The organism is Mesorhizobium sp. M6A.T.Cr.TU.016.01.1.1, assembly GCF_003952585.1.
Lineage (GTDB): Bacteria > Pseudomonadota > Alphaproteobacteria > Rhizobiales > Rhizobiaceae > Mesorhizobium > Mesorhizobium mediterraneum.
This window is the reverse complement of sequence record NZ_CP034452.1, coordinates 196,378-218,333: the sequence shown is the minus strand read 5'-3', so window position 1 is coordinate 218,333 and position 21,956 is coordinate 196,378. Positions and strand designations below refer to the sequence as shown.

Genomic DNA, 21,956 nt, shown 5'->3' with positions numbered 1-21,956 from the left:
TCGCGCCAGTTTGCCACAGGCTCGAACATTAGAGTATCGAAATCAACGTCCGCGCCTCTGTTGCCGAAGGACAGCGTCACCCTGTCGGGAAGCTCAATGGTCATCTCAAAACGCCTTTGGACAGCTGAACCCAGTAAGCGCGGCAAGGAAGAGAGGGTTGGGGTCCGAATTGGTCTGGATCGTATAGGCAACATCGCGCCCGCCTATCACGAAGCGGGCTTCCGTGTTGCCGCCGGTGCTGGTGATATCAGCCTTGTCCAGCAGACGCTTCAGTGCCCACGGACCGTCGAACTTGATCGCGGACTCACGGCCCGGCATTTTCGGGGCAAGGCTCAGGCTCGCTGACGCGGAAGCCATGCCGCTTGGCCAGGTCACTGTGCTTGGCGCGTTACCCGCCTGGTTGCTTTGGACAATCTGGCCATCGACGTCGAGGACCGCCGTATCGGCGTCGCCATGCAGTGAAAACGGCGTAAAGGTGATGTTGACCAACGGCACCGAACCACCTGAAGGAAAAAAGGCGTTGCGGATTTCCGCGGCCAGCTGGAAGTTTTTCAAGGTCGACTTCGACAGGTCGCGCCCAAACCGCGCATCCTGTTTCCAGCTCCAGTCCTGGCCGGTCATGTCGATCAACGATGCGAGATTCTGTGCAAAGAACCGGTCCATCAGCCCGCCTGGACCGAACAGTTTCGCGAAATCCGCCATCGCAATATCCTCTGGGCCATTGCTGGCGAAAGGATAACGGCCCGCGACCACCTCCTCGCAGGTGCGCGTGACCGTCTGGCCGAGCATCTGGTTCAAATTTGCTAAGGAGGTTTCTGCGACATTGCCGTCAAACTCGTCGGCGGTCGCAGTGACCATTCGGGCGAGTTGCTTGGGCAGACGCGAGACATTGGCGCGAAGGGTGGATATCTGCAGCTGCAGATTCATGTTGACGCGTTCCGTTTGCGAAGGGACGTGGGCCGCCAGTTGCAGGCTCTGGTAGATATCGCGGAAATTCTGGGTCAACGCATCGATTGGGCGGCGTCCGGCCGGACCGTTCACCAAAGCCTGGAATGATCTGAACTGCGCTTCGATATTCGCCCCAGGGTTTTGCGCGCTAGCGGACCCTGTGCCGGCCCGGCTTTGGGATTTGCCGCTGGCGATTTGAAGGCCGATGCGGGCCAATCCCCTGGGAACATCTGCAGCGTTCTGCGGCTGGTTTTGAAGCACGCCGGCTTCGGCCTCGGAACCAGAGCCTTTGCCGGAACCAGCTTCCCGCGTCAGAGCTGTTTCGTCGGCGATCGCCGTAAAAAGCTGGTCGATTGGCGAGGTTGGTGACGCAGCGGCGGACAGCGCGATATACTGCGGCTTGTCCTTCAGCATCGCCTTGAACTTCAATTTGTCGAGAACGCCGTTCCACACCGCGGCGAATTCCCTCCCATAGCGATCGAGAAGTTCGGGACCGAGCTTAAGCAATTCCTGATCGATGCCGCCTTGCTCGCCACCGCCGCCGAGAACCCACTGGTCATCGACAAGCATCTGCGCAACGCGCGAGAGTTGTCCGAGATAGAAGTTGTTGAAGCCGCTATAGGTGTAGATACCGGGAACGCGAAGGCCTGACAGATCGCCACCATCGACACGCTCGAACAACAGCTGCGCTTCCGGGCCGCCTTCCACGGAGACGGAAAAATCATCCAGCGCTGCCGCGTATACCGCTGACTTCACCAACGCTGAGGCACGATCGGCAAGGCTCATGCGTCCAAGCGAGCGTTGAGCGGCTTCGACAAGTGGCTGGTTGAGTTCGAAAACCGGATCATAGGCGTCGTCCAACGCAAGCATGGCCCGCAGATGCTTTTCGAGTTGCGACCGCCCCTCGCGGTTGTTTTCGCCCGGATACCGGTTCTGTTCCCAATCCTGCCTCATCCAGGAAACGATCAACTCGTCGTCGACCTTCGGCGCCTTGCCGCCCAGCATCAGGTAGATCTTCAGTGGTTCGTAAAGCGCGGCGGGATCAGCCATCTTGGCCTGGATCGTCCGTTCGGCCTGAAGCAGCAGGCGCGAGCGGAACATGCGTTCCAGCGCTTGCCGGTAAGCTGTTTTTGATGCCGAAAGAAGTCTTTCCCGCTGACCGAGGCCGAATGTCTCCTCGATCGGTGTCGGCAAGCCACTGGTGTCGAACCCAGCCGGCAGATCGCGCAACTGGTCGAGCGGGCCAATGACGTTTTCGAGGTCGACATCGGCGACCGTCGGGGTTTTGAGTAGCGGGTCTGCCGTCTCGCGATACCGGCTTACAGCTTGCATGGTAGAGGTAATCAGCGACCTGTTAGCTGTAAAGCTCAGAGCCAAGGTGCCCAGAGCCGCGGCAGCGATCAATGCTATTGCGCCAAGGCCGCCATATCTGGCGATCGCTGCACGCCTTTCAGCCGATTTGTCGTATGAAACCCACCCGGATTCCGCGAAAATGACGCCGGTCAGAAGATCATGCAAGAAGAAGCTTTTGCCAGTGCCGGAAAGATGGGCGCGAGAAGCGCTGCCGAAACTACGACCGATCACGCCCAGCACCTGGTCGATCGGCGTACCCTCCTGCGTGCCTGACGAAAAATAAAGTCCACGCAGGCTGACGTTCACTTGGCTGCGGGCCGGATCGAATATGCTGGTGACGAAACTGGCAATACGACCTTTCAACGCGCCAAACTGGGCTGGAAAGCCAAAGATGGCTATGCGCACGACCGGATCAGCCTCTTCCTGCAGACGGTCGGCCATTTCCTCCGCCAGGTGTTTTGCCAATGCGTCGAATTCGGCCGGTGCCTCACCGACCATGTTCTTGCTGCGATCGGCGGTCTGGAACGTCGCACCCCATACTTTGCGACGGCGCTGCTCATCGAAACCGCCAAAATAATCCATGAAACCGCAGACAAGGTCGGCCTTGGTGAACAGCAGGTATACCGGGAATTGGATTTTCAGTGCTTCGTGAATTTCGCGCAGACGGCTGCGTATCTCAACGACGTGGACCTCAAGCTGCTGATCATCGAGACTCATGAGATCGGCAAGGCTGATGGCCAGGATAACGCCGTTTATCGGTTGCCTGGCGCGGTATGTCTTGAGCAGAGACAAGAAGGCGAGCCAACTCTTCTTGTCGCTCTGCGCGTTGGAATCCTGCGTCGTGTAGCGTCCGGCGGTGTCGATCAGGACCGCCTGGTCGGTGAACCACCAGTCACAAGATCGCGTGCCGCCGACGCCGGTCACCGGCTGGGCGTCTCCCGAACCGGCAAGCGGAAAATTCAGACCCGAATTGACCAACGCCGTTGTTTTGCCGGCACCAGGCGGGCCGATGACGACGTACCAGGGGACCTCGTAGAGGAAATTGCGCTTGCCGCTCGACCGCTTGAGCGCAGCGATGGCCTCATTCATACGAGCCTCAAGCACCTGCGAGTCGTCATCCTTGTCGTCGTTGCGGGCAACTATCGTCTCGAGCGCTTTTTGCGCCTTTCGCCTTTGCCAGAAAAGCAATCCATAGAAGAGCGCCACGATCGCCACGATTACGCAGATGATCGTCACGCGCAGCCAGGTATCGGCAAAGCGGATCAATGGGCCGGCAAACCAGACGGCTGCCGCGAAACCGGCCAACGCGATGACGCTGAATATCCGCAGCAGCCAACGCGTCATGGGCGCTTCCAAATGGCCGTGCTCACAATGTCTCCTCCTTGGGGATCATCACATCGACACGGCGATTCTGGGCGCGGCCTTCCGGCGTCGCATTGTCGGCGATCGGCTCGTCCTCACCCTTGCCCTCGGCCGTGATCCGCGAAGGCTTGCTGAACCGCGGCGCCATCATCGCTTCGACAGCCTTCGCCCGGGCGACCGAAAGGTCGAAGTTGGATTTGAACGCGCTCGATTTTCGCGGCTTCACATTGTCCGTATGGCCGACGATCCTGATCGGTCCGGGCTCGGGTTCCAGCGCGGCGGCGATGTCTGCGGCAATCGGCTGAAACTCCGGGTTCACCTCGGCCCTGCCGGACTGGAACAACAGGACGTTGTTGATCTCCACCACAATGAACATGCCCTGCGTGCCGACGGCCAGCCCACCGCGTGCGATATCCTTGGCCAGTGCCGAGCGGATGCGATCGATCTGGTTGGTGGCGGCGGGCGGAGTGACTGTCATCGGCACAGCCGACGGCACCACGCCGGCGCGTTCGATGGTGACCGGCGTGGATGGATTGAGCGCCAGCAACCCGCCGGCAATGGCGTCGCCTTCATTGGTGATGAAGACCCGCAAAGCGAAGAATGCCGCCGTCAGCAGCGCCGACGCTGTGGCCGCAATGACCCAGAGCGGCAACCGGGCCGACGACTGTGCGATTGATGCCGCCAAGCTCTGCCAGTGAGGCGAGATGTCTTCGTCGGCGCGCGCCCTGAAATAGCGAAGCGTCTCGTATACATCGCGTCGAACGCGCTCGAGATTGTTGTCCTCGCGTGCGAGGCCCCGATACTGGCCTTCGAACCCAAGCGACAGGCAGGCATGCATCAATTCAAGCAGGTCGTAGTGTGCCTCCGGCGCGGCCAATATCTTATTCAGCGCTTCGTAGAAGCCCGCGCCGGTGGGCTCGACGTGAAAGAACTGCGACAGCATGCTGTGCTGCGCCCAGGCGTCTCGCTTGGGCCAAGGCAGGTTGCCGATGAGATCGTCAGCGGTTTCGCAAAGGGCAAATTTTGCGATCCTGGCGTCTGCTTCGGGAACACCAGCTTTCTGCATTGTCCGGTCGAATTTTTCGATCGCCTCAGCGACATGTTCCGCTAGTTGTTCCGCCTGTCTTTCGACGGGCATGAGCCTGAGCTGGCCGAACAACATCAGCAAAGGCGCCGCCGCGGCGAGGATCGGGTTCGCTGCTGAATATCTGACGCCATCCGTGGCATTCAGCAGGATTTCCTGCTGGATGGCTGGCTTCGGCGTCGCCGCAAAGGAACCGCTTCCGGTCGCTGCGCCGGGATCTGCACCCTGATAAATCACGGTTCCGGATGTCCACCCCGGCGGCGTGTGCTGACCGACACCCGGATCGAAAACCGTTGAATCCTTAGCCCGCAAGGGACCGGGCTGCCCACTGTCAGGAACAGGCCCCTGAGGAGCTGGCGCTGATCCTTCCGCGCGGCGCGGTGCGCGAATGACGGTCTTGCCCGCTGGACCGAACGGATTGTCCTTCGAACTCATCGCCAAACGTCCGTCCACACCTGATTGCTGCGCGTGCGCCACAAACAGGCAAAACGGTCCTGGGTCAGGCGCAGGAAATGCAGGCGCTGCTGACAAGGGCAGTGTCTGGAGGAAGGTCGGCTACAAAATTCTATCCCGCCGTAACATGACATTTGCCGCAGACCCCCGGGTCAATCAGCCTTACCCGCTGGCGAACTGTCGTATGTGATCGTAATCTCAGAAGCTGTCGATTGGAACAGGATGCAGTGCTGCGAAAGGATTTTTCTTCCGCCAACTACAGCGCCGTGTCCTTTGGGCTCGCAAAGGACGCTCTAATGCTTCCAGTTGGCGTGTGGTCCGCTCCGCAACCGAAGATCAGCATAGCAAACCGACTCAATTTCCGGGAATGCGCCAGGTTCAGTCTTCCCGACCTATTTTTGCTTGTCGGCTTTGGCATAGGCTTCGCTGAAATAGGCCAGGAATATGTCCAGCATTCCGTTTTCGTGTGTTTCTTCCATGGTCCGCCATTTGGCAACGAAGGCGTCCCAAGCCAGGCTCTTCTTCGATGTGAATGACGCAGGCGGAAGTTTCTTGCCGATCGCCTCAGGCGACAGGTCGTCAAGCAGCCGGGAGAGCGCAGCTTGCATGGCTGCGTAGGTAGCAAATTCATGCGTCTTGAGATCGCGGAATGCGTCTTCGATACTGTGCCTGGCATCAAGATAGCCGGCTCTGCGTCGTGCAAACATGATTTCAAGGATGTCGTCGGTTCCCGGGACGAACTTCAAGGGATTGTTATCGGCAGCGCTGATCATCGTCCGATGTGTGCTCTTGGCCAGTATTTTCGCAGCCGCACGTGCCTTCAGCAACAAGGCCAGTTCCTCGACAACCGTCCGCAGCACCGCGCCGATTTCGGCAGCGACTTCATGCGGATCACGCGATTGGAGCAATTCCGCAGAGATGCCAGCTCCGATCGCGATTTCCCGCAGCACCTCGTCCCTCGTCGAAGGGAGAGGCGCGGGCGGCGAAGACGTCGACACCGGTGCTCGGTGCTCTACCGGATTGAAGAAGGGCTCGCCTCCGAAGTCCAGCGGCCGACCTGACGTGATCGGCATTTCTCGTTGCGTCGAACCGTGCCTGCTTTGAGGATGACCCTCCGTGGTGCGCTCGTCGTCAATCGATACCAAGATGACGTAGCGGCCGATCAGCAACCGGTCTCCATGGTCAAGCCGATGCGGGCCGGCCATGCGATGGGTCGACCCGTTTATGAAGGTTCCATTGCGCGAGACATCGTGCAGCCAAAACGCGCCTGCCTCGTATCGAACGTCGCAGTGTCGGCCGGAGATGAACTTGTCGGGATCGGGCAAGGTCCAGTCGCAGGCCTCGCGCCCGATTTCGAAGCTGCGATCACGAGCTGAGTAGCCGGTCGAAATACCGGCCGGCAGGGAATCGGCATTGTTGATCTGCAGCCTGATGAACATTCAAAAATCGCCGTCGATCGCCTGTCGGGACACTCACCCAGGACTTCCATTATACCAGCAAAATCACGAGCGCGGCGTTACGAAGCTTTCAAGTCGATGATTCGAGAGGTGACACGCCGCAGCCACCGATCCGGTCCCCTTTGGTCGCTGGAAGACATGTGCTAGGCTCAAGCAGAAACGAGCGGCGGGAGGGGCAAGACCCATGCCGGACGAACGCGCCACGGTTGTGCAGACGCCGCTTGGCGCTGACCTGTTGACCTTCACGCATCTTGTCGGGCGCGATGAGATCAGTCGTTGTTTGGCCTATACTGTCGGGTTCGTGAGCAGCAGCCCCGATATCGATCCGCTGAAGATGCTGGGCGGTGCCGTATCGATCGAAGGTGAATCCGATCCGAAACGCTGGTTCAGCGGGCTTGTGTCCGAGTTTCGGCTCACCCGGATCGAGGACCGCCTAGCGTACTACGAAGCAGCCATCAGGCCCTGGCTCTGGTTTCTCGGCAATACGACCGACTGCCGCATTTTCCAGAACATGAGCGTCATCGAAATCGTCGAAGAGGTTTTCTCGAAATACAGCACGGCGAAATTCGAGAAACGCCTGCAGGGTTCTTATCCGCCGCGCGAGTACTGCGTGCAGTACGACGAGACCGATCTCGATTTCGTGCAGCGGCTGCTGGAGCACGAAGGCATCTTGTATTTTTTCGAACATGACGAGGGCAAACACACGCTTGTGCTGGTCGATGCCATGAACAAGCTGAAGCCCGCGCCGGGCTACGAAAAGGTGCCATATCACTTCGAAGGGCAGGGCTCCCGGCGCGATGTCGAATACATCACCGAATGGATTCCAGGCAGCTCGGTGCGGCCGGGCGCCTATGTCCACACCGACTATGATTTCAAGAAGCCGGGCGCCGACCTCATGGCCAAGTCGGCCCAGCCGTTCGGCCACAAGCTGGCCGCTGGCGAGAACTACCGCCAGCCGGGGGCGCATCTTGAAGTCGGTCGCGGCGACAGCCTCGCCGCGATCCGGCGCGAGGAGATCCAGGCCGTGCACCAGCGCATTGCCGCTGTCGGCACCGTGCGCGGGTTGTATTCGGGCTGCACATTCAAGCTGGACGGCTTCCCAAGAGAAGACCAGAACCAGGAATATCTGGTGGTCAGCGCCGAATACAGGCTGTTCGATCCCGGCTACAGAGCTCTTGCCGACGTCGAAAGCGAGAACTTCAAGGTGATCCTCGGCGTGGCGCCGACCGCCTTGGCCTATCGCCCGCCACGGATCACGCCACGACCGATCATGCGCGGCCCACAGACGGCGACGGTGGTCGGTCCATCAGGCGAGGAGATATTCACCGACAAATATGCCCGGGTGAAGGTCCAGTTCCACTGGGACCGTCTGGGCAAGAAGGATCAGAACAGCTCCTGTTTCGTGCGGGTCTCGCAGACCTGGGCCGGCAGCGGCTGGGGTTTCATCCAGATACCGCGCATCGGCCAGGAGGTCATTGTCGATTTCATTGAAGGCGATCCGGATCTGCCGATCATCACCGGCCGGATCTACAATGCCTCGCAGATGCCGCCCTACGGACTGCCGGGCAGCGCCACGCAATCCGGCTGGAAATCCGACTCTTCGAAAGGCGGCGGCGGTTACAACGAGCTGATGTTCGAGGATAAGGCCGGCTCCGAACTGGTCAATTTCCAGGCACAGAAGGACCACAACCTTCTGATCAAGAACGACCGCACCAAGCTGGTGCAACACGACCAGTCCGACCGCATCGACCACGACGCCAAGCACTCAGTCGGCCACAACCTCGACGAGGACGTCGGCAACAACAAGACGGTCAAGGTCGGCGTCGACCAGACCACGGATATCGGCAACAACGACACCGAGACGGTAGGCGTGAACCGTTCGCTGACCGTCGGATCGAACGAGACGATCGGTATCGGGTCGAACTCGACTGAGACGATCGGGTCCAATCACACACAGACTGTCGGGTTAGTCCAGACGATCACAGTAGGCGCGGCGCGTGTCGATTCAGTGGGTGCAGCGGAAACCCGAAGCGTTGGAGCCGTCCAGACCAATCAGATCGGCGCATCGCGGTCGATGACGGTGGGGGCCGGACAGACTCACACGATCGGAGCGGCGGACAACTGGACAATCGCCGCCGCCCAGAGTGTTCAGATCGGCACGGACCAGAGTTTCGCCATCGGCGGAGCGCAGTCGTCGCAGATCGGCAAAGCCAGGTCAGCAAAGATCGGCGCTGACGACGCAACCGATGTCGGAGGCGGGCATGCGCTCAAGATCGGCAAGGGCAGCGGAATCCAAATCGCCGAAGACAGTTCGATCAAGGTCGGCAAGAATCTGGTGATCGAGGCGGGCGACTCGATCACGCTCAAATGCGGCGACGCGTCGATCACTATGAAAAAGGATGGCACCATTGTTGCCGACGGCAAGGACATTACCATCAAGGGCAGCGGCAAGATTAATATCAAGGCCGGTGGCGACGTGGTCGTCAAGGGAAGCAACATCCACAACAATTGAGGGCGTCATCATGGAAGTGCTGGATCGTATCGACGGCGTCGTGATCGGCCTGCTGATCGGTTTCGAAGACGGCGCGCCGCTGGTTGTCTTCGTCGGTAATCCGCGCGAGACCGCGATTGCGGCGCGCAGTCTGGCGGAGCTGGACGTCTCGGCGGTCGGTTCGGAACTGGCTCTCCTGTTCGAGGATGGTGATCCGACGCGGCCGCTGGTCGTCGGACGCATCGTCGATCCGCCTCACAAGGAGAGGAAATTGTCAGTTGTCCGCGAAGGCGATCGCGTCGTCATCACCGGAGAAGAACGTATAGAACTGCGCTGCGGCCTGGCATCGATCATCCTGGAGAAGGATGGGCGCATCACAATTCGCGGCAACCAGCTAACGAGCCACGCCAGCGGCACCAACCGCATCCGTGGCGGAGCCATCCATCTCAACTGAGGCGTTCACGATGCAGCGGATCGCGTCTATCGCTGCCATGGTGGACCAGCACGCCAGCGACGCGGCCTTCCTCTGGTTTCGTCGCCGCCGTGAAATCGATGGTCCGATCCTGGGCGAAACCGATATCGGCCGCATCGACCAGCGCCTGAATGCAAATCTCGAAGGGCTGATGGCTTCCGGAAAGGCCGGCTGGGAGGCGGCCCAGGCGCATTTCGCCGATTATGCCGAGCCCGGCGAGCTTTTCGTGCTCGGCGTGCTGGCGTTGCGCTGGGGCGAGGCCGAAGCCGTTGCCTCGGCGGTCGACGCCGCGGCGACGCTGGGCGAGGTTGGCGTGTCGGGCCTGTCCGGCGCGATAGCGCGCACGCCGCGCGAAAATCTGAGTCCGTTGGTGGCGGAATGGCTGGACGCGCGCGATGCGCGGCTGCGCGGCCTCGGCCTCGCGGCACTCTGGCATCATCGCGTCGATCCCGGTGCCCGCCTCGGCGATTTGCTGAGCAATCCGGACCCGGATGTTCGCAGGCGTGCGTTTCGGCTTGCCGGCGGGCTCAAACGGCGCGACCTCCTTCCGGCGGTGCTGGACGGACTTGACGGCGACACGTCGAGGGAACGCCTGACGGCGGCCCTTGCTGCTTGCCTTCTTGGCGAAACGCGCTCGGCCAACCCGGTGCTCGACCGGATCGTGCTAGCCGAGCCCGATCTGGCCGCCGCGGCGATCGAGTTGCGCCTGCTGACGACGCCCTTGAAGACCGGCAAGGCGTGGCTGCAGGAACGTCTGAAGCAGCCTGCCTTGCGCGCCACCGCGACAGCGGCAATCGGCCTCTTTGGCGACCGGTCGGTCATGCCCTGGCTGATCGCCAAGATGCGGGAACCCGACCTCGTATTCGCTGCCGGACTTGCGCTTCGCGATCTGTTCGAGGTGGATTTCAACGACTTCGACCTGTTCACGACGGACCCGTCCTTGCTTGGTAAGGACTTCGAATCCCTCAACGAAACACCGCTTCCGGTCGCGGATCGCGTAGCGGAATGGTGGGACGAGGGGCGCGGCGGGCGCAATCATGCACTCTTCCACTCGATGCGCAGACTTCGGCTGGATGCGTTGCGCGCAGCACTCGCCGAGCCGGACGCGCCGCTGACCGATTGGCGCAGGACGCGCCGGTTCCCGGCCTGGATGTGAACGAACAACGTTTTGAGTTCAGCGGCGGGTCATGCCGGCCATCACCGCGGCGGCGCGCAGGCCGCCTTCGGAAGCCACCTCGCAGATGGCGGTCGGCCCCGGCGCATAGTCGTTCACAAAACTGTCAGCCGCCAGCATCAGGGCCATCGCCCCTCCGGCAGCGCCGATATCGCCGATCGTCATCGCCGGATAGGCGGTGGGCAGGATTTCACGGCGGGTGCGGTAGAAGCGGGGACGGGCGATCAGCAGTTCCCAGCCGCTGTACCGCTCGCCGTTGCCGTTGCTGACGACGAAATTGATGTTTGGTTCCGATGGTCCCGATCCCCTCACCGCATCGCGCAAGGCGCCGAGCATGGCGCGGCCCTGGCTATAGCGGTCCGAAAGCACGCTGTCAGTCTCCTGGGCTGTCCCGACGCTATGAATGGCAGCCACCACCGCAGCCTTTCCTTCCGGCTCCCGCGTCAGCCGAACGAAAGCGGCGGCCTCGCCAGGCACGAGACCTTGCGCGTTTTCCGCACCTTTGAGGCGACCGGCTTTGCCAAGTCGGGAAAGATCGGTTTCGTTGACGAGGCTGTCTACTCCGCCAAGCAGGACCTGTCCGACGTCTGGCTGCTCCAGCAGTTCCACCGCTCGATCGAGAAGGCCGACGCTTGCCGCCGCGCCACCATCGATCGCACGCGAGGCGGCGTGGAAGCGATTGCCGGTCGCCTTGATCACGGCCGCAAGAAAGCCGGATGGCGGGATATCGTTGTATGCCGGATGATTGCGGAAGCTTTCGGGTGGGGCAAGCAGGATCGCCGTAGCCGCCGGGCCGGCCATACTTGTTCGCAACGCCTCGACAATGGCGCGCGACGCCATATTGACGAGCCATGCGCCGTCGGTGGCGCGCAATTGCCAATGGACAGGGATGCGCGCAACGATCTGGATGGCGCCCATGGGATCGATGAGGTCAATTTCCTCGAAAGCCGACAAGCTTGCCCGGATCGCCGCCAAGGTCTGGCTCGCGTCAAGCCCGGCTGCGGTCACCGCACCTGCGCCTGTTATGTAGAGCGGACGCTTCATGGCAGGAATACCGGCTGGTCATGTAACGTGCCGTCGGTGCCGAGTGGGTTAAGATATTGCTTGCGCTTAAAGTGGGCGCTCAACAGGACGGGCGACACATGGCCGAAGACTATTTCGCGCAACTGCGGAGCATTGCGCCGGGTCACGAAAGAAAGGCGGGCCTTCAGGGTGAGACGTCTCAAGTCCGGCTCGATGATGAGCGTATCGGGCTGGAGAATGGCTTCTTCAACGCGATCTGCAAAAATGAGACGCAGCGGCGCAACAATGCGTGGCAGCCGGAAGTCCCAACGGCCGGACGGCGTCATGCCGATCACCGTCACCTGCTCGCCACCGACAAGGCGCGGCACCTGCTGGTCGGCTGGCGCACACATGTTGAAACGCGGGTCGAAATCCTTCGGCGGCAACGGCCACTGCGTTTCGATCCAGGCCTGATCGTAGGTGCCTGCATAGCCGATTCGCGGCTGCCAGCCGCGACCAAGCGCGCCAAAGCCAGCCGGCTTCGGCCGGTCGGAAGGGTTGAGAAAGGGCTCGCCTGGATAAGTGATGTTGGGCGCCTGAGTGCGCACCTGCGTATCGGCCGACGGCGCATGGTGGAAACCGACGCCGACCGGGTTGCGCGGATCGGCGTTGCCATCCGCCGTGGTGCCGCCATAGGCGCGCTCATAGACGATCGGCATGGTGAGGAACGGGTTCGGCGCGCTGTAGCTACCCATGTCATACGTGCGATCGCCGACGACGTTGAGCGCCTTGCGCATACCGCCCACACGAAGGCCAACCTGCATTTCACGAATCGGCTTGCCATTTGGAGCGTAAGCCGTGCCGTTGACGATGATCTCCGAAGCCGGCTTGAGCGGCACGATATCGGATTCATAACGGGTCGAAGACAGAGCTGGATTGCCGAAGGGGGTGTCGCCAAAGATGACTGGCAACTGCTCGCCGGATGGCTCGAGGTCGCTGCCTTCCTTCGGTGCATGAAAACTGGCGGAAAACATCGCCACCAGCACCTCCTGCCCGTCGGAGTTGACCTGCACATGGGTCGCTGCGGAAAATGGCGTGCGGTTCTCCAGCCATACAGCAAAGGCCATGGCTCAGGACCAATCGCCGTTTTCGTCGAGACCGACCGGCCAGTAGGGCATGCAGGCGATCAGCTGGACCAGTTCCTTCTCACCAGCGTCGACGAGCCACTTCAGCAGAAACGTCTCAGGATAGACCGGTTTGCCGGGCACGAAATCGGTGTTGATCTTGTCGCAGGCCAACCAATACAACCTTACGATCCACACCACTTTGGGATGGGCGGCGGGCCCGGCCCAACGCCGGTTGAACGAGACGGCGATCGCGTCGTCGCGGTCCATGCCTTTCTTGACCTGCGCGTTGACGGTGTCCTCCCACCATTTTTCGGCGATGCCGCAAGCAGTGGTGAGGTCAGCAACATAGTCGCCGAAAACCTCCTGGTGTTCGGCCGACGCCTCTTCCAGAGTGCTGCGGCGGATATCGTCGCGCCGCGGCTTGATGTCGCCTGGCTGTGCCAGCAGTCGGGCAATGCCGTCTTCGGTGCTGCGGAGTGTAATCAGGGTCATCAGCAGCTCTCGTCGTTCTGGTCGAGGCCAATGGGAACAAAAACCAGACCGAAGACCAGCAACTCAAGGTCCGGCGCCTTCTCAGTCATATCATAGATCAGGCGATCGATCTCGCGTTCCACGCGCGGCGCCTCGTCGTCGTCCTCGGCACCCCACATCTCTTCCCACGGTTTCGGCGGCCGTTCCTCGAATTCGTCCTCGGCCTCCAGGTTCAATTCCTCGATCTCGAAATAATAGCTGCGAAAAACCTCTATGACGCTCGGATGTCCGGAAGGGCCTGTCGGCCAGCGTCTGGTGGCTTCATCAAGGCCGAGCTTTTCGACCAGACCGCTCCACCAGTGCTGCACCACCGGCTGCACTACCCGCATGTCTCGAATGTAGTTCTTTTGAAGCTTGTCGATCTTATTCGCCATGCCGCACCTATGCCGCTGCCTTGAATTGCGCACGCAGTTTCTTTGCGTACTCGTCTACCTGTGACCCCTGGCTCTTGTAATGCGCTTTACAATGCGACTTCACCACATCGTCCTTCTCGAAACGCTTGCGAAACTTCTCGGCACCCATGTGGCAACCACCCATCTCCCAAGCAACGGCCAAAGGTGGCTGATGGTCGTGGGTCATATGACCCTTGCCCCTCGAATGCTTGGTGCCGTGCTTCCTGACCTTCTTCAGCTTGACGAAAAGCTTGCCCCTCAGCCAGCCGCCAGCGCCCTTCGATTCATCGCTCTGGGTGCGCCATGCCGCTTCGGTCTCGCCGTGATCCCGCTCGCATTCCCAACACGGCTTGTCCTTGACCTCCTTGACTTGCGCCGGCGAAGGATCCCGTTTTGGCCGATGGACGCTCGCCTTATATTTGCTTTTGCAGGGCTTGCCGTAGTTCTCGCCCAACTCAGCCTCGAAATCGACCATGGCCTGCCCATCGATGCAGTTGGGCAGATCGCTCGCCGTGTTCTGAGCCATCATGTCGCCGTGACGGTCGACCCCCTTGCCTTCTGCCTTGACCGTGAACGACCACAGTTTGAAGACACCCTTGCCCTTGATGCGATGGGTGACCACGCCGGCGCCCAGTCCCGGCGTGGCCGCTTCGTTGCCCGTACTCAGCGCCACTTCGGAAGAGTTCTCCAGCGCCGTCGGTGTTCCCTGCACCTTGACGCTCTTGCTGCCTTTGATGAGATCGCTGGCAGAAAGCATGTTGACATATGGAACCGGCACCGGTCCCGCCGGCGGCGGCGGCGGGCTGAGGCAGACGTCGCCCGGCGCGACGCCCTTGCCGCCGCTTGCCTGGTGGAAGAAGCCCATCTTTTCGGCGTAGACCGTGTTACCCATGGCTCAGGACTCCGCCGTCTCCGGCCGTGCCGCGCGCATCGCGGGCAGGGCATTTTGAGCAAGGTCGTGGATGTCGGCGAAGCCGAACTCCCTGACCTCCCAGTCGTCGCTCCAGAATGCGATCTTGTCGGTCGCGGCGGCGGCGCCCGGAGGTGGCAAAATCTGAAGGCTTTCGGCCAGCCGGGTCTGCGCCCAGTAGTTGTCGACGCAATTCTGAAGAAGCGAGGCCACGGCATCGTACCACGGGTCGCCCGGCTCCGGCGGGGGCCCAAGCCGGACGATGGCGAACGGATAACGGCGGCCGACGCGGTCCTCGCTCATGCGCCAGACACCGGCGCAGGGCTGGTCACCGAAAATCCCGGCCTGGACAATAAAGCGCCAAGCGCGCGGGTCGAGGTCGCCTTCATCGGGTCGCACGCGCAATTCCATCGACATCCACCGATCCCAGCGGTCGATGAAGGTCCGCGGCAGGTTCCAAGCGACGAAATCTCCAGTCGCCGGAATCTTGCCGAAAAATCCGGTGATCATATCTGTGGCGGACATGAGAACTTCTTGAACATCTCCAGATTGTAAGGATTTTCGACGCTGGCGGCCTTGAGCTCGAAATCCGCGTACATGCCTTGCGTGCCCAATCGCAGGCTGTAGACATCGGACAGTGAGGTGCCGGTGAAACGGCCGCTGCGCAGCATCCTCAGCCAAGCCCAGCTGCCGGTCTCGTTGAGCATGATTTCGGGTGAGCCGTCGATCGGCTGGAAGGCGAGGGAAATGACGCCGGTGCCGTCCTTGCCGGGCCAGGTCATCGGCTGCGGTCGCGTCGCGTTGTTGTAATAGACGAGGTTCTGGCCATCGAGATTGAGCGTCACGCGCGTGACGTTGGGAGACAGGTCCTTGGGTTCGAGCGTGAAGCTCATCACCGGGCCCGTACCGCCCGGAAAGAGATCGTCGCGGATACGCCTGGCCTGTTCGAATGCCGCCAGAGCCGCCGGGTCCAGGCCGAAGTCGGCGCGCCATTTCCATGGCTGGCTGGCGGTATCGACATAGCTGATCAGGTGGTCGTTGATGAAGGCGTCGATCATCCCGGCCGGCCCGAACAGGCGAGCGAAATCGCGGACATTGACGTCGACCGCGCTTTCGGGGCTGAACGGATAGCGGTCGTTCAGCGCTGCTTGGCAGAATGGCAGGATGTCGGCGCGCCAAATGGCGTTAAGCTCCGAGGTGACCGCCTTCTGTGTCAGGCCGCTGGTGTCGCCGGCGATGCCACCGAGCCAGTCGTCGATCGGGTCGGGCAGGATCTGCGCTTGCCTGGCGACCGCTCCCGTCAGCTCGGCGAGGCCGCCCTGTTTCTTGATGGCGTCCTGAGGGTCGGGATTGGCCGTGACCGTCTGCAGCACGTTCGAAAGTGCGGTCAGCGCCACCACCGCGGCGTCGAGTGCCGGCGGCTGGCCGTCGACCTCGGCGATCGCGCCCTTGAGCGGCTTGAAGTGTTCGGCCACGAGATTGCCGGTAAGATCCACCTCGTCTGCGGAGCCTGCGCGTGGCAGCAGTTTTGCGCCTGTCTTGGCCAGTTTGCCAAGCTTGCCGAGTTTGCTGAGCAGTTTCGAGCCGCCCTTTGCTGCTGCCTTGTTATCGGCCGGCGCTTCATCGGATCGGGTAAGCTCGGTCTCCTGAACGACCGCCGTAAGCAGGCGCTTCAGCGCAGAGTCAGCACTCGAAAGGTCCTTGAGGTTCTCGCTGGCGACATTCAGGTCGGCCAATGGCGCGAGCCTGATATCGCGCAGGATGCTGTCCCATTGTGCGATGTAGTCTTCGTAGTAGAGTTTTAGAATATCCTCGGACAGCGCCGAGACCGAGGTTTCGGAATTTTCCGAACAGCCGCCGGCAAAGACCGCCCGATCGAGTGCGGCCTGGGCGGCGACATCCTCGATCCGGTCGAGAATGGCATCGTGGAAGCCGGAATAGGTGAACGCGCCTGAAATGCCGACGCGCAGCGTCTTGTCGGAACGCCGTGCAAAGACCTTGGCGCCGTTGGGACCGGCGAAATTCGCCGGGATCCATTCCTTGAGGCCGGCCACCGCCGGATCGGCCAGCAACTGTCTGTAGCCACGCGCCGGCAGCGAAATCGTGCAGACGGTTTTCAGCGCCTCGGCAACCAGCGCCTGATCCGCGGCGATGTAGCTGTCATCGACCGCCATGCGGCGGATCGCGGCAAGCTGGTGCTCTTCCGCGTCGGCGGTCGGAAAGGGCGCTGCCGGTGCGAATTCCGGCAAATCACTGACCCACCAGTTCTGGACGAAATCGGCATCCATCTGCGACAGGCCCGTCATCATGCGATAGGTTTTCAGCGCCCCCAGCATGAAATCCGGATCGCGGATCTGCCGCCACATGGTCGCCTCGAGCAAAGCGACCATGTGCGGCTCGAGAACATTGCGCAGTGCGTGGTCGTAAGTGTCGGTCTGCGCCCGCAGCAGCTCTGCCGATGCCGATGGTCCCAGTAGATCCTGGGCACTGCTCGGCGGTGCCGTTCGGGCATTTGCGACCTCGGCCATGGCATTGAGCGCGCCATCGATAGCGGGCTGCTCCACCGATGCCGGGCTCGCGGCTGCTGCGGTCAATGGCGCCTGCAGCGCTTCGAACTGGCTCGCCTGTGCTGTGATCGCATTGCGGTTGTCATAGTAGGACCAGGTGAACATCGCACCGGCCAACAAGGCGGCGGCGGCACAGGCTGCCGCGGCGCCGCGCCAGATCCAGGCGCGGCGGCGCTGCGCCAGCGGATCGAACGTCCCCAGGCCGGCCTCCCTGAAGATGACCTCGGTCAGCAGGTTCTTCAGGAAAAAACTGCGTTTTTCAACGCGCGGCGCCGGCATGGCACGCCGCGGCGGAAGACCGAAGGATGAAGACAGTGCCGCGGTCAGCCGGTCGATGGGCGCCCCTTCCTGGGTCGCCGACGTCAGATAGAGGCCGCGCAGCCAGGCGGCTTCTTCGTACCGGCTTTCGCCGAACATCGCCTCGATCAGCACCTGGATAGGCTCGGACAGGCTTGTGAGCTGGGCGGGAAATCTGAAAATCTCGGCGCGGGCAGCGAGTTTGTCCTCATCCTCCAGGCGTGGCACCAGCCGCCGCTCGAGTTCCGTGGCAAGGGTGGCGATTTCCCGCTCTATGGTCTTTGCGTCGACACGCGCATCCAGTGCGAAGGTCGTCCCCCACACCTGCTCGCGCGAGGCCGTCGACAGGCCGCCGAAGAAGGCCTCGAAACCCTTGATCAGATCGGCCTTGGTCAGCATCAGATAGACCGGGAGGCGGATTTCGAGCCGGTCGTTGAGCTCTGCCAAGCGCCGACGGATCTTGCGGCCATGTGCCTTGATGGCTTCGTCGCCCTCTGAAAGCGCGTCGATCGACAGCGCGACGATCACGCCGTTCAGCGCCCGGCGGCCGCGATGCTTTTTCAAGAGGTCGAGGAAGCCTAGCCATTCCGCCGCATCGACGTCCGGCCGGCTCTCCTGCTGCACGTAGCGGCCCGCCGTGTCGATCAGAACTGCGTTCTCAGAGAAAAACCAGTCGCAGTTGCGCGTGCCGCCAACCCCCTGCAGGTCGTCGGTGAGATCGATCGGAAAGTTCAGACCGGACTGGCGCAAAGCCGTGGTCTTGCCGGTGGCCGGTGGCCCAACGATCACGTACCAAGGCATCTCGCGCAGGAACTTGCGTCCGCCCAGCCTGCGACGCTTCAATTCGGCCATCACCTCGGCGAACTTGGCGCCGACTGCGGCGACGTTCTCTTCGCCGGGGCTCAGCGGTTTTTCCACCACGGGCGCAGCGATTTCGGCGACGAACATGTGGTTGGCTCGGATCGCCCGGCGCTGCGCGACGATCAGCCAGATCAGCCAGAAGATGACCAGCAGCGCAATGATGACGATGCGCACATTTTCCGAGGCGAAGGGTTCGTAAGCACCAACCTTCACGATCGGGCCGAACACCCAGATAACCAGGGAAAGCAGCGTGATGCCGATCAGCGTCCACAGCCAGCGCGATGTCAGAACCGCCCAGAGGAAGCGCAGGATGAACATCTCATAGCCTCTTTTCGACCAGCACCTCGACGCGGCGGTTCAAGGCCCGTCCCGCGCGCGTGCTGTCGTCGGCCACTGGATCGGTAGCTGCACGTCCTTCGAAGCGAATGCGGTCCTGCGGCACACCGTTCTGGACCAGCATCTCGGTAATGGTTGCTGCGCGCGCTTCCGACAGCCGCTGGTTGGTGGAAAGCGGATTGGACCGTTGCAAAGGAATACTGTCGGTATGGCCGACCACGGTGATGTTTCCGATCAGTTCCTGATTGGCCAAGATCACTTTGGCGATCGAACCAATCAGCGGCTCGAAGCCTTCCGTCAGTGTCGGCCGCGACGACTGGAACAGTTCGGGGTTGGAGGCCTGAATGATCAGCCTGGCCAGCGAAACGCTCTCGGTGCCGCTTAGCGCGGCCCTGAGATTCGCCGGCGCTCCGGCCTGAAACTCCGGCACCAGCGCGAAATCCACGGCCTCCGGCGGCGGCGCTTCGACCTGAGGCGATGTGCGGCTGATATCGCCGCGCGTGGGTGGCGGCAGAGCACGAACGAGCGTAGAAAGCTCGACTGCCTGACTGCTCAGTCCCATCGACAGCCCGAGATAGATTGCCGTGGCGATAACCGCCGCACCGAGCGCCATTACCCAGATCGGAACGATGAAGCGCTGCGGCTCGTCGGATGCGATCACGCCTTTCCAGTTCGGCGACAGTGGCGCGCCGTCGGCGTCGGCATCGCGCAGGAAGCGCGCCGCAGCAACGCGAACGGCATTGAGCGAGCGGTCGCCCGACCGGCCGGGCACACGATATTTGCCGCGGAAGCCGAGCGCCAGGCAATGATATTGCAATTCCAGCAGTTCACGATCCCGGTTCGGGTGGCGCTCCAGTTCGTCGAGACGCGTGAAGAACTGCGTGCCGGCATCGACATCGCCTCGAAGCATCACCACAAGCGGCTGGCGCGGCCATGCGCTGGCACCGCCCCATGGCGTGTTCAAGGCCAGATCATCGAGCAACGCCGCCACCATCCAGGCTGCCTGGTCGGCGCGCTCCAGCGAGGATCCCGCCGACATTGCCGCGTCGCGTGCCCGAACCAGCTCTTCGAGCAACCGGGTGCGCATCGCCTCCGGGTTTTCCGGTGGCAGCGCGCTTTCAAGCTCCGGCGCGAACTCGAGCAAGGGCGCGAATGCGTTGACAAGGGTGTTGGGATGCGTACGCGACCGTTTCATTGGCGCGCCCGACAGGAGTGGCGTCATCGGTCGCGGCATCGGCGCGCCGGTCAGCCGTATGCGAGTGCGTTCGCGATCCTCCGACAGTCCGAAAGGATCATCCCGGCTCATGATCTCACCTGTTTACCGAATAGCAGTCCACCTGCGGCTCGCTCGGCAGCACACCCGACACGCCAATAACGAAGCCGGGGGCATCGAGCAGCGAGGCCCAGTGCTCGCTTTTCTGATCCAGTTCAAGGCACAGCCGATCGCCATCGTAGGGGATTTCGCGGGGCTGGGAATGAAGCGGTTTCAGTGGAATGCCGGGTAGACGGGATTTCCATAGACCCTCGAACTGATCGGCCGAACCGACAGTCGCCTGGTTGACGAAAATCTTACGCAAGGCATCTTCCGACAGCTCGGAACCGACCCGGATAACGATCCGGCTGGCCACCAGCAGCTTCGGGTTGTCGATGCGGATTTTCCAGACGTTGGTCGAATGCCGCATGACCGGCAGTGCGCGGGATTTAGGCTCGATGTAACGCAGGCTCAGGATGAGTGAGCGCAAGGCGTCCGCCAGCGCCGAATATGCGGGGCCGGGCGCCATGTGATCGTAGGCGGGCAACTCGCTCAGCCGTCGCGCGCTCGAGCCATAGGTCGCCATCGAACCGGCAAGACCGGCAAGCTCCAGGTAAAGCTCGGCCGGATGGAAAACATCCTGCGCCAGCATGTGCGCCAGTCGTGGACGCGCCGCATTGGCGAGATTGAGCATCAAGAGGTCTTCGACGCTACGCCCTGGCCCACCCATGACCATTTTGCCATGCGCCTCGGCGATTTGGTCGAGGCCGGTGACGACTTCCAAAAGCAACTGCCGGTACCAGGCCACTGCTCCGGTAACCAGTGTCGGCGGCAGGAACGTCTCATCCAGGGAGACGCCGCCATCGGCTCGAACCCCTTTGATGTCGGCTATGGGCAGGGCGGTGTAGCCACCAACCGATTTTCCGGGTGCAAGCAGCAGCGCCTGCGGACGTGCGATTTCGATTTCTTCAGGATCTGAACCGCCCTGGACGGCGTCGCGGACCGAAACGATCCGCCCATGATAGCGTGCTCCGGTGGATGCGGCGTGTGCCGGATCGAAACCGACACCGCCGGCAGGCTCGAGCGGCAGCGCCACCAGCACCGGTCCGGCACCCGTATCGGCGGTGACCGGCAGCGGTCGAGGCGCGTCCATCAGGTCAGGGATGGAAAAGGGGGTTCCATCCGGAAAGATGCCCCGTGCCGACAGGATCGAGACCTGGCCGGCATCGAGCATTGCCTGGTCCAGCGTCAGCTGCTGAAAGCCGAATGTATGGAGCTGCCCGGCCTGCAACGCGCCGCGCACGGTCGCTTCGAAAAAACGATCCTGCTGCTGAAAATGCTGGGTCCGGAGAAACAGGCCTTCGGACCACAGCACTCTGTTTGCATCGCTCATGCCGCTACTTCCTGCATCGAGCACCCCTTGCCCTGGCCGCTAGGCGGAAATGCCGCCGCTGCCAAGCGTGACGTTGACGGTAACTGTTGATCCCGACGACACCGATTTGGTTGTACGCCAGGTCCGGCCGCCGGGCTCGCGAACGAGGGCAACGAAGCCCAGCGCAGCCGCGTCCGGCTCGACCGTGATGGTTTTGGATGCGGTCTTTCCAGGCCCGACTGAGATCTGGTCGGATCCGATGAGATCGCCAGCGAGTGCGGATCCGGCATCCCCCTGCAGCGCGAAATAATCGGCCGAATTGAATTTGCCGGTGCTGCGCAGCCGCATCACCAAGACCGTCACCGGCCGGTCGCCGCCACCTGGTCCCGGGTTCATGCCGGCCGCGCCGGTCAGGTTGACGGTGACCGCGGATGGTTTTGGCGGACCGCTTTGGCAAGCCGTAAGCAGCCCCGTTGCGCCCAGGGCAACGATAAATTCGCGTCGATCGATCATTT

General features: G+C 61.9%; 16 protein-coding genes and 1 pseudogene. 3 read left to right on the top strand and 14 right to left on the bottom strand.

Annotated elements, in window-relative coordinates:
• Positions 1-105: 105 nt before the first annotated feature.
• The 4 genes and pseudogenes from tssM (EJ075_RS00975) to EJ075_RS34100 all read right to left on the bottom strand — a co-directional run.
• Entirely contained in the window at positions 106-3,645 is a 3,540-nt protein-coding gene (gene tssM / locus EJ075_RS00975; RefSeq protein WP_126103017.1) for a type VI secretion system membrane subunit TssM, read from the bottom strand.
• Between the two features lie 22 nt (positions 3,646-3,667).
• Positions 3,668-5,182 carry a type VI secretion system protein TssL, long form gene (gene tssL, locus EJ075_RS00970; protein ID WP_126103016.1) on the bottom strand — a complete coding sequence of 505 codons (1,515 nt, stop codon included), beginning with the start codon at positions 5,180-5,182 and terminating at the stop codon, positions 3,668-3,670.
• Between the two features lie 410 nt (positions 5,183-5,592).
• Complete coding sequence (gene tagH / locus EJ075_RS00965; RefSeq protein ID WP_348627387.1) at positions 5,593-6,369, bottom strand: type VI secretion system-associated FHA domain protein TagH; 777 nt, start codon at positions 6,367-6,369, stop codon at positions 5,593-5,595.
• A pseudogene (locus EJ075_RS34100) lies at positions 6,370-6,639 on the bottom strand (FHA domain-containing protein); the annotation flags it as partial. It lies immediately after the preceding gene.
• Positions 6,640-6,841: 202 nt separating this feature from the next.
• Between EJ075_RS34100 and tssI the strand changes: the two are divergent.
• From tssI to EJ075_RS00950, 3 genes are read left to right on the top strand one after another with little or no spacing between them, the layout of a single operon-like run.
• Positions 6,842-9,169, top strand: a complete 2,328-nt coding sequence (tssI, locus tag EJ075_RS00960; protein ID WP_126103014.1) for a type VI secretion system tip protein TssI/VgrG — start codon at positions 6,842-6,844, stop codon at positions 9,167-9,169.
• Positions 9,170-9,176: 7 nt separating this feature from the next.
• A complete protein-coding gene (locus tag EJ075_RS00955; protein WP_095486612.1) occupies positions 9,177-9,602 on the top strand; it encodes a DUF6484 domain-containing protein in 426 nt (141 codons plus the stop codon).
• Between the two features lie 10 nt (positions 9,603-9,612).
• Positions 9,613-10,776, top strand: a complete 1,164-nt coding sequence (locus EJ075_RS00950) for a hypothetical protein (RefSeq protein ID WP_095486417.1) — start codon at positions 9,613-9,615, stop codon at positions 10,774-10,776.
• A gap of 18 nt (positions 10,777-10,794) precedes the next feature.
• On the opposite strand, the gene EJ075_RS00945 is transcribed toward EJ075_RS00950, so the two are convergent.
• The 10 genes from EJ075_RS00945 to tssJ are packed head-to-tail and all read right to left on the bottom strand — an operon-like array spanning position 10,795 to position 21,954.
• Complete coding sequence (locus EJ075_RS00945) at positions 10,795-11,838, bottom strand: hypothetical protein (RefSeq protein WP_095486418.1); 1,044 nt, start codon at positions 11,836-11,838, stop codon at positions 10,795-10,797.
• Positions 11,835-12,923, bottom strand: a complete 1,089-nt coding sequence (locus EJ075_RS00940) for a DUF2169 domain-containing protein (protein ID WP_095486419.1) — start codon at positions 12,921-12,923, stop codon at positions 11,835-11,837. The genes EJ075_RS00945 and EJ075_RS00940 overlap by 4 nt, the downstream gene beginning before the upstream one ends.
• 3 nt (positions 12,924-12,926) lie before the next feature.
• A complete protein-coding gene (locus tag EJ075_RS00935; RefSeq protein ID WP_095486420.1) occupies positions 12,927-13,415 on the bottom strand; it encodes a hypothetical protein in 489 nt (162 codons plus the stop codon).
• Entirely contained in the window at positions 13,415-13,828 is a 414-nt protein-coding gene (locus EJ075_RS00930; RefSeq protein ID WP_095486421.1) for a hypothetical protein, read from the bottom strand. Before EJ075_RS00930 ends, EJ075_RS00935 begins: the two co-directional genes overlap by 1 nt.
• A gap of 7 nt (positions 13,829-13,835) precedes the next feature.
• Positions 13,836-14,738, bottom strand: a complete 903-nt coding sequence (locus tag EJ075_RS00925; protein WP_095486422.1) for a DUF4150 domain-containing protein — start codon at positions 14,736-14,738, stop codon at positions 13,836-13,838.
• 3 nt (positions 14,739-14,741) lie between these two features.
• Positions 14,742-15,281: a type VI secretion system-associated protein TagF gene (gene tagF / locus EJ075_RS00920; protein WP_095486423.1), complete on the bottom strand. Its 540-nt coding sequence runs from the start codon at positions 15,279-15,281 to the stop codon at positions 14,742-14,744.
• The gene (tssM, locus tag EJ075_RS00915) at positions 15,263-18,799 is read right to left on the bottom strand and encodes a type VI secretion system membrane subunit TssM (protein ID WP_126103013.1); all 3,537 of its coding nucleotides are present in this window, start codon (positions 18,797-18,799) and stop codon (positions 15,263-15,265) included. Before tssM (EJ075_RS00915) ends, tagF begins: the two co-directional genes overlap by 19 nt.
• A gap of 1 nt (position 18,800) precedes the next feature.
• Complete coding sequence (gene icmH / locus EJ075_RS00910) at positions 18,801-20,123, bottom strand: type IVB secretion system protein IcmH/DotU (RefSeq protein WP_126103012.1); 1,323 nt, start codon at positions 20,121-20,123, stop codon at positions 18,801-18,803.
• A 4-nt stretch (positions 20,124-20,127) separates the two neighbouring features.
• Positions 20,128-21,462: a type VI secretion system baseplate subunit TssK gene (gene tssK / locus EJ075_RS00905; RefSeq protein ID WP_126103011.1), complete on the bottom strand. Its 1,335-nt coding sequence runs from the start codon at positions 21,460-21,462 to the stop codon at positions 20,128-20,130.
• A 39-nt stretch (positions 21,463-21,501) separates the two neighbouring features.
• A complete protein-coding gene (tssJ, locus tag EJ075_RS00900) occupies positions 21,502-21,954 on the bottom strand; it encodes a type VI secretion system lipoprotein TssJ (RefSeq protein ID WP_126103010.1) in 453 nt (150 codons plus the stop codon).
• Positions 21,955-21,956: the final 2 nt, after the last annotated feature.

Bases quoted from the DNA above. Each gene is read 5' to 3' on its own strand.
- tssI (WP_126103014.1), top strand. From the start codon at position 6,842: ATGCCGGACGAACGCGCCACGGTTGTGCAGACGCCGCTTGGCGCTGAC.
- tssL (WP_126103016.1), bottom strand. From the start codon at position 5,182: ATGAGTTCGAAGGACAATCCGTTCGGTCCAGCGGGCAAGACCGTCATT.
- tssM (WP_126103013.1), bottom strand. From the start codon at position 18,799: ATGTTCATCCTGCGCTTCCTCTGGGCGGTTCTGACATCGCGCTGGCTG.
- EJ075_RS00940 (WP_095486419.1), bottom strand. From the start codon at position 12,923: ATGGCCTTTGCTGTATGGCTGGAGAACCGCACGCCATTTTCCGCAGCG.
- EJ075_RS00925 (WP_095486422.1), bottom strand. From the start codon at position 14,738: ATGGGTAACACGGTCTACGCCGAAAAGATGGGCTTCTTCCACCAGGCA.
- tagF (WP_095486423.1), bottom strand. From the start codon at position 15,281: ATGTCCGCCACAGATATGATCACCGGATTTTTCGGCAAGATTCCGGCG.
- tssK (WP_126103011.1), bottom strand. From the start codon at position 21,462: ATGAGCGATGCAAACAGAGTGCTGTGGTCCGAAGGCCTGTTTCTCCGG.
- EJ075_RS00935 (WP_095486420.1), bottom strand. From the start codon at position 13,415: ATGACCCTGATTACACTCCGCAGCACCGAAGACGGCATTGCCCGACTG.
- tssM (WP_126103017.1), bottom strand. From the start codon at position 3,645: ATGACGCGTTGGCTGCTGCGGATATTCAGCGTCATCGCGTTGGCCGGT.
- EJ075_RS00950 (WP_095486417.1), top strand. From the start codon at position 9,613: ATGCAGCGGATCGCGTCTATCGCTGCCATGGTGGACCAGCACGCCAGC.
- EJ075_RS00945 (WP_095486418.1), bottom strand. From the start codon at position 11,838: ATGAAGCGTCCGCTCTACATAACAGGCGCAGGTGCGGTGACCGCAGCC.
- tssJ (WP_126103010.1), bottom strand. From the start codon at position 21,954: ATGATCGATCGACGCGAATTTATCGTTGCCCTGGGCGCAACGGGGCTG.
- EJ075_RS00930 (WP_095486421.1), bottom strand. From the start codon at position 13,828: ATGGCGAATAAGATCGACAAGCTTCAAAAGAACTACATTCGAGACATG.
- icmH (WP_126103012.1), bottom strand. From the start codon at position 20,123: ATGAGCCGGGATGATCCTTTCGGACTGTCGGAGGATCGCGAACGCACT.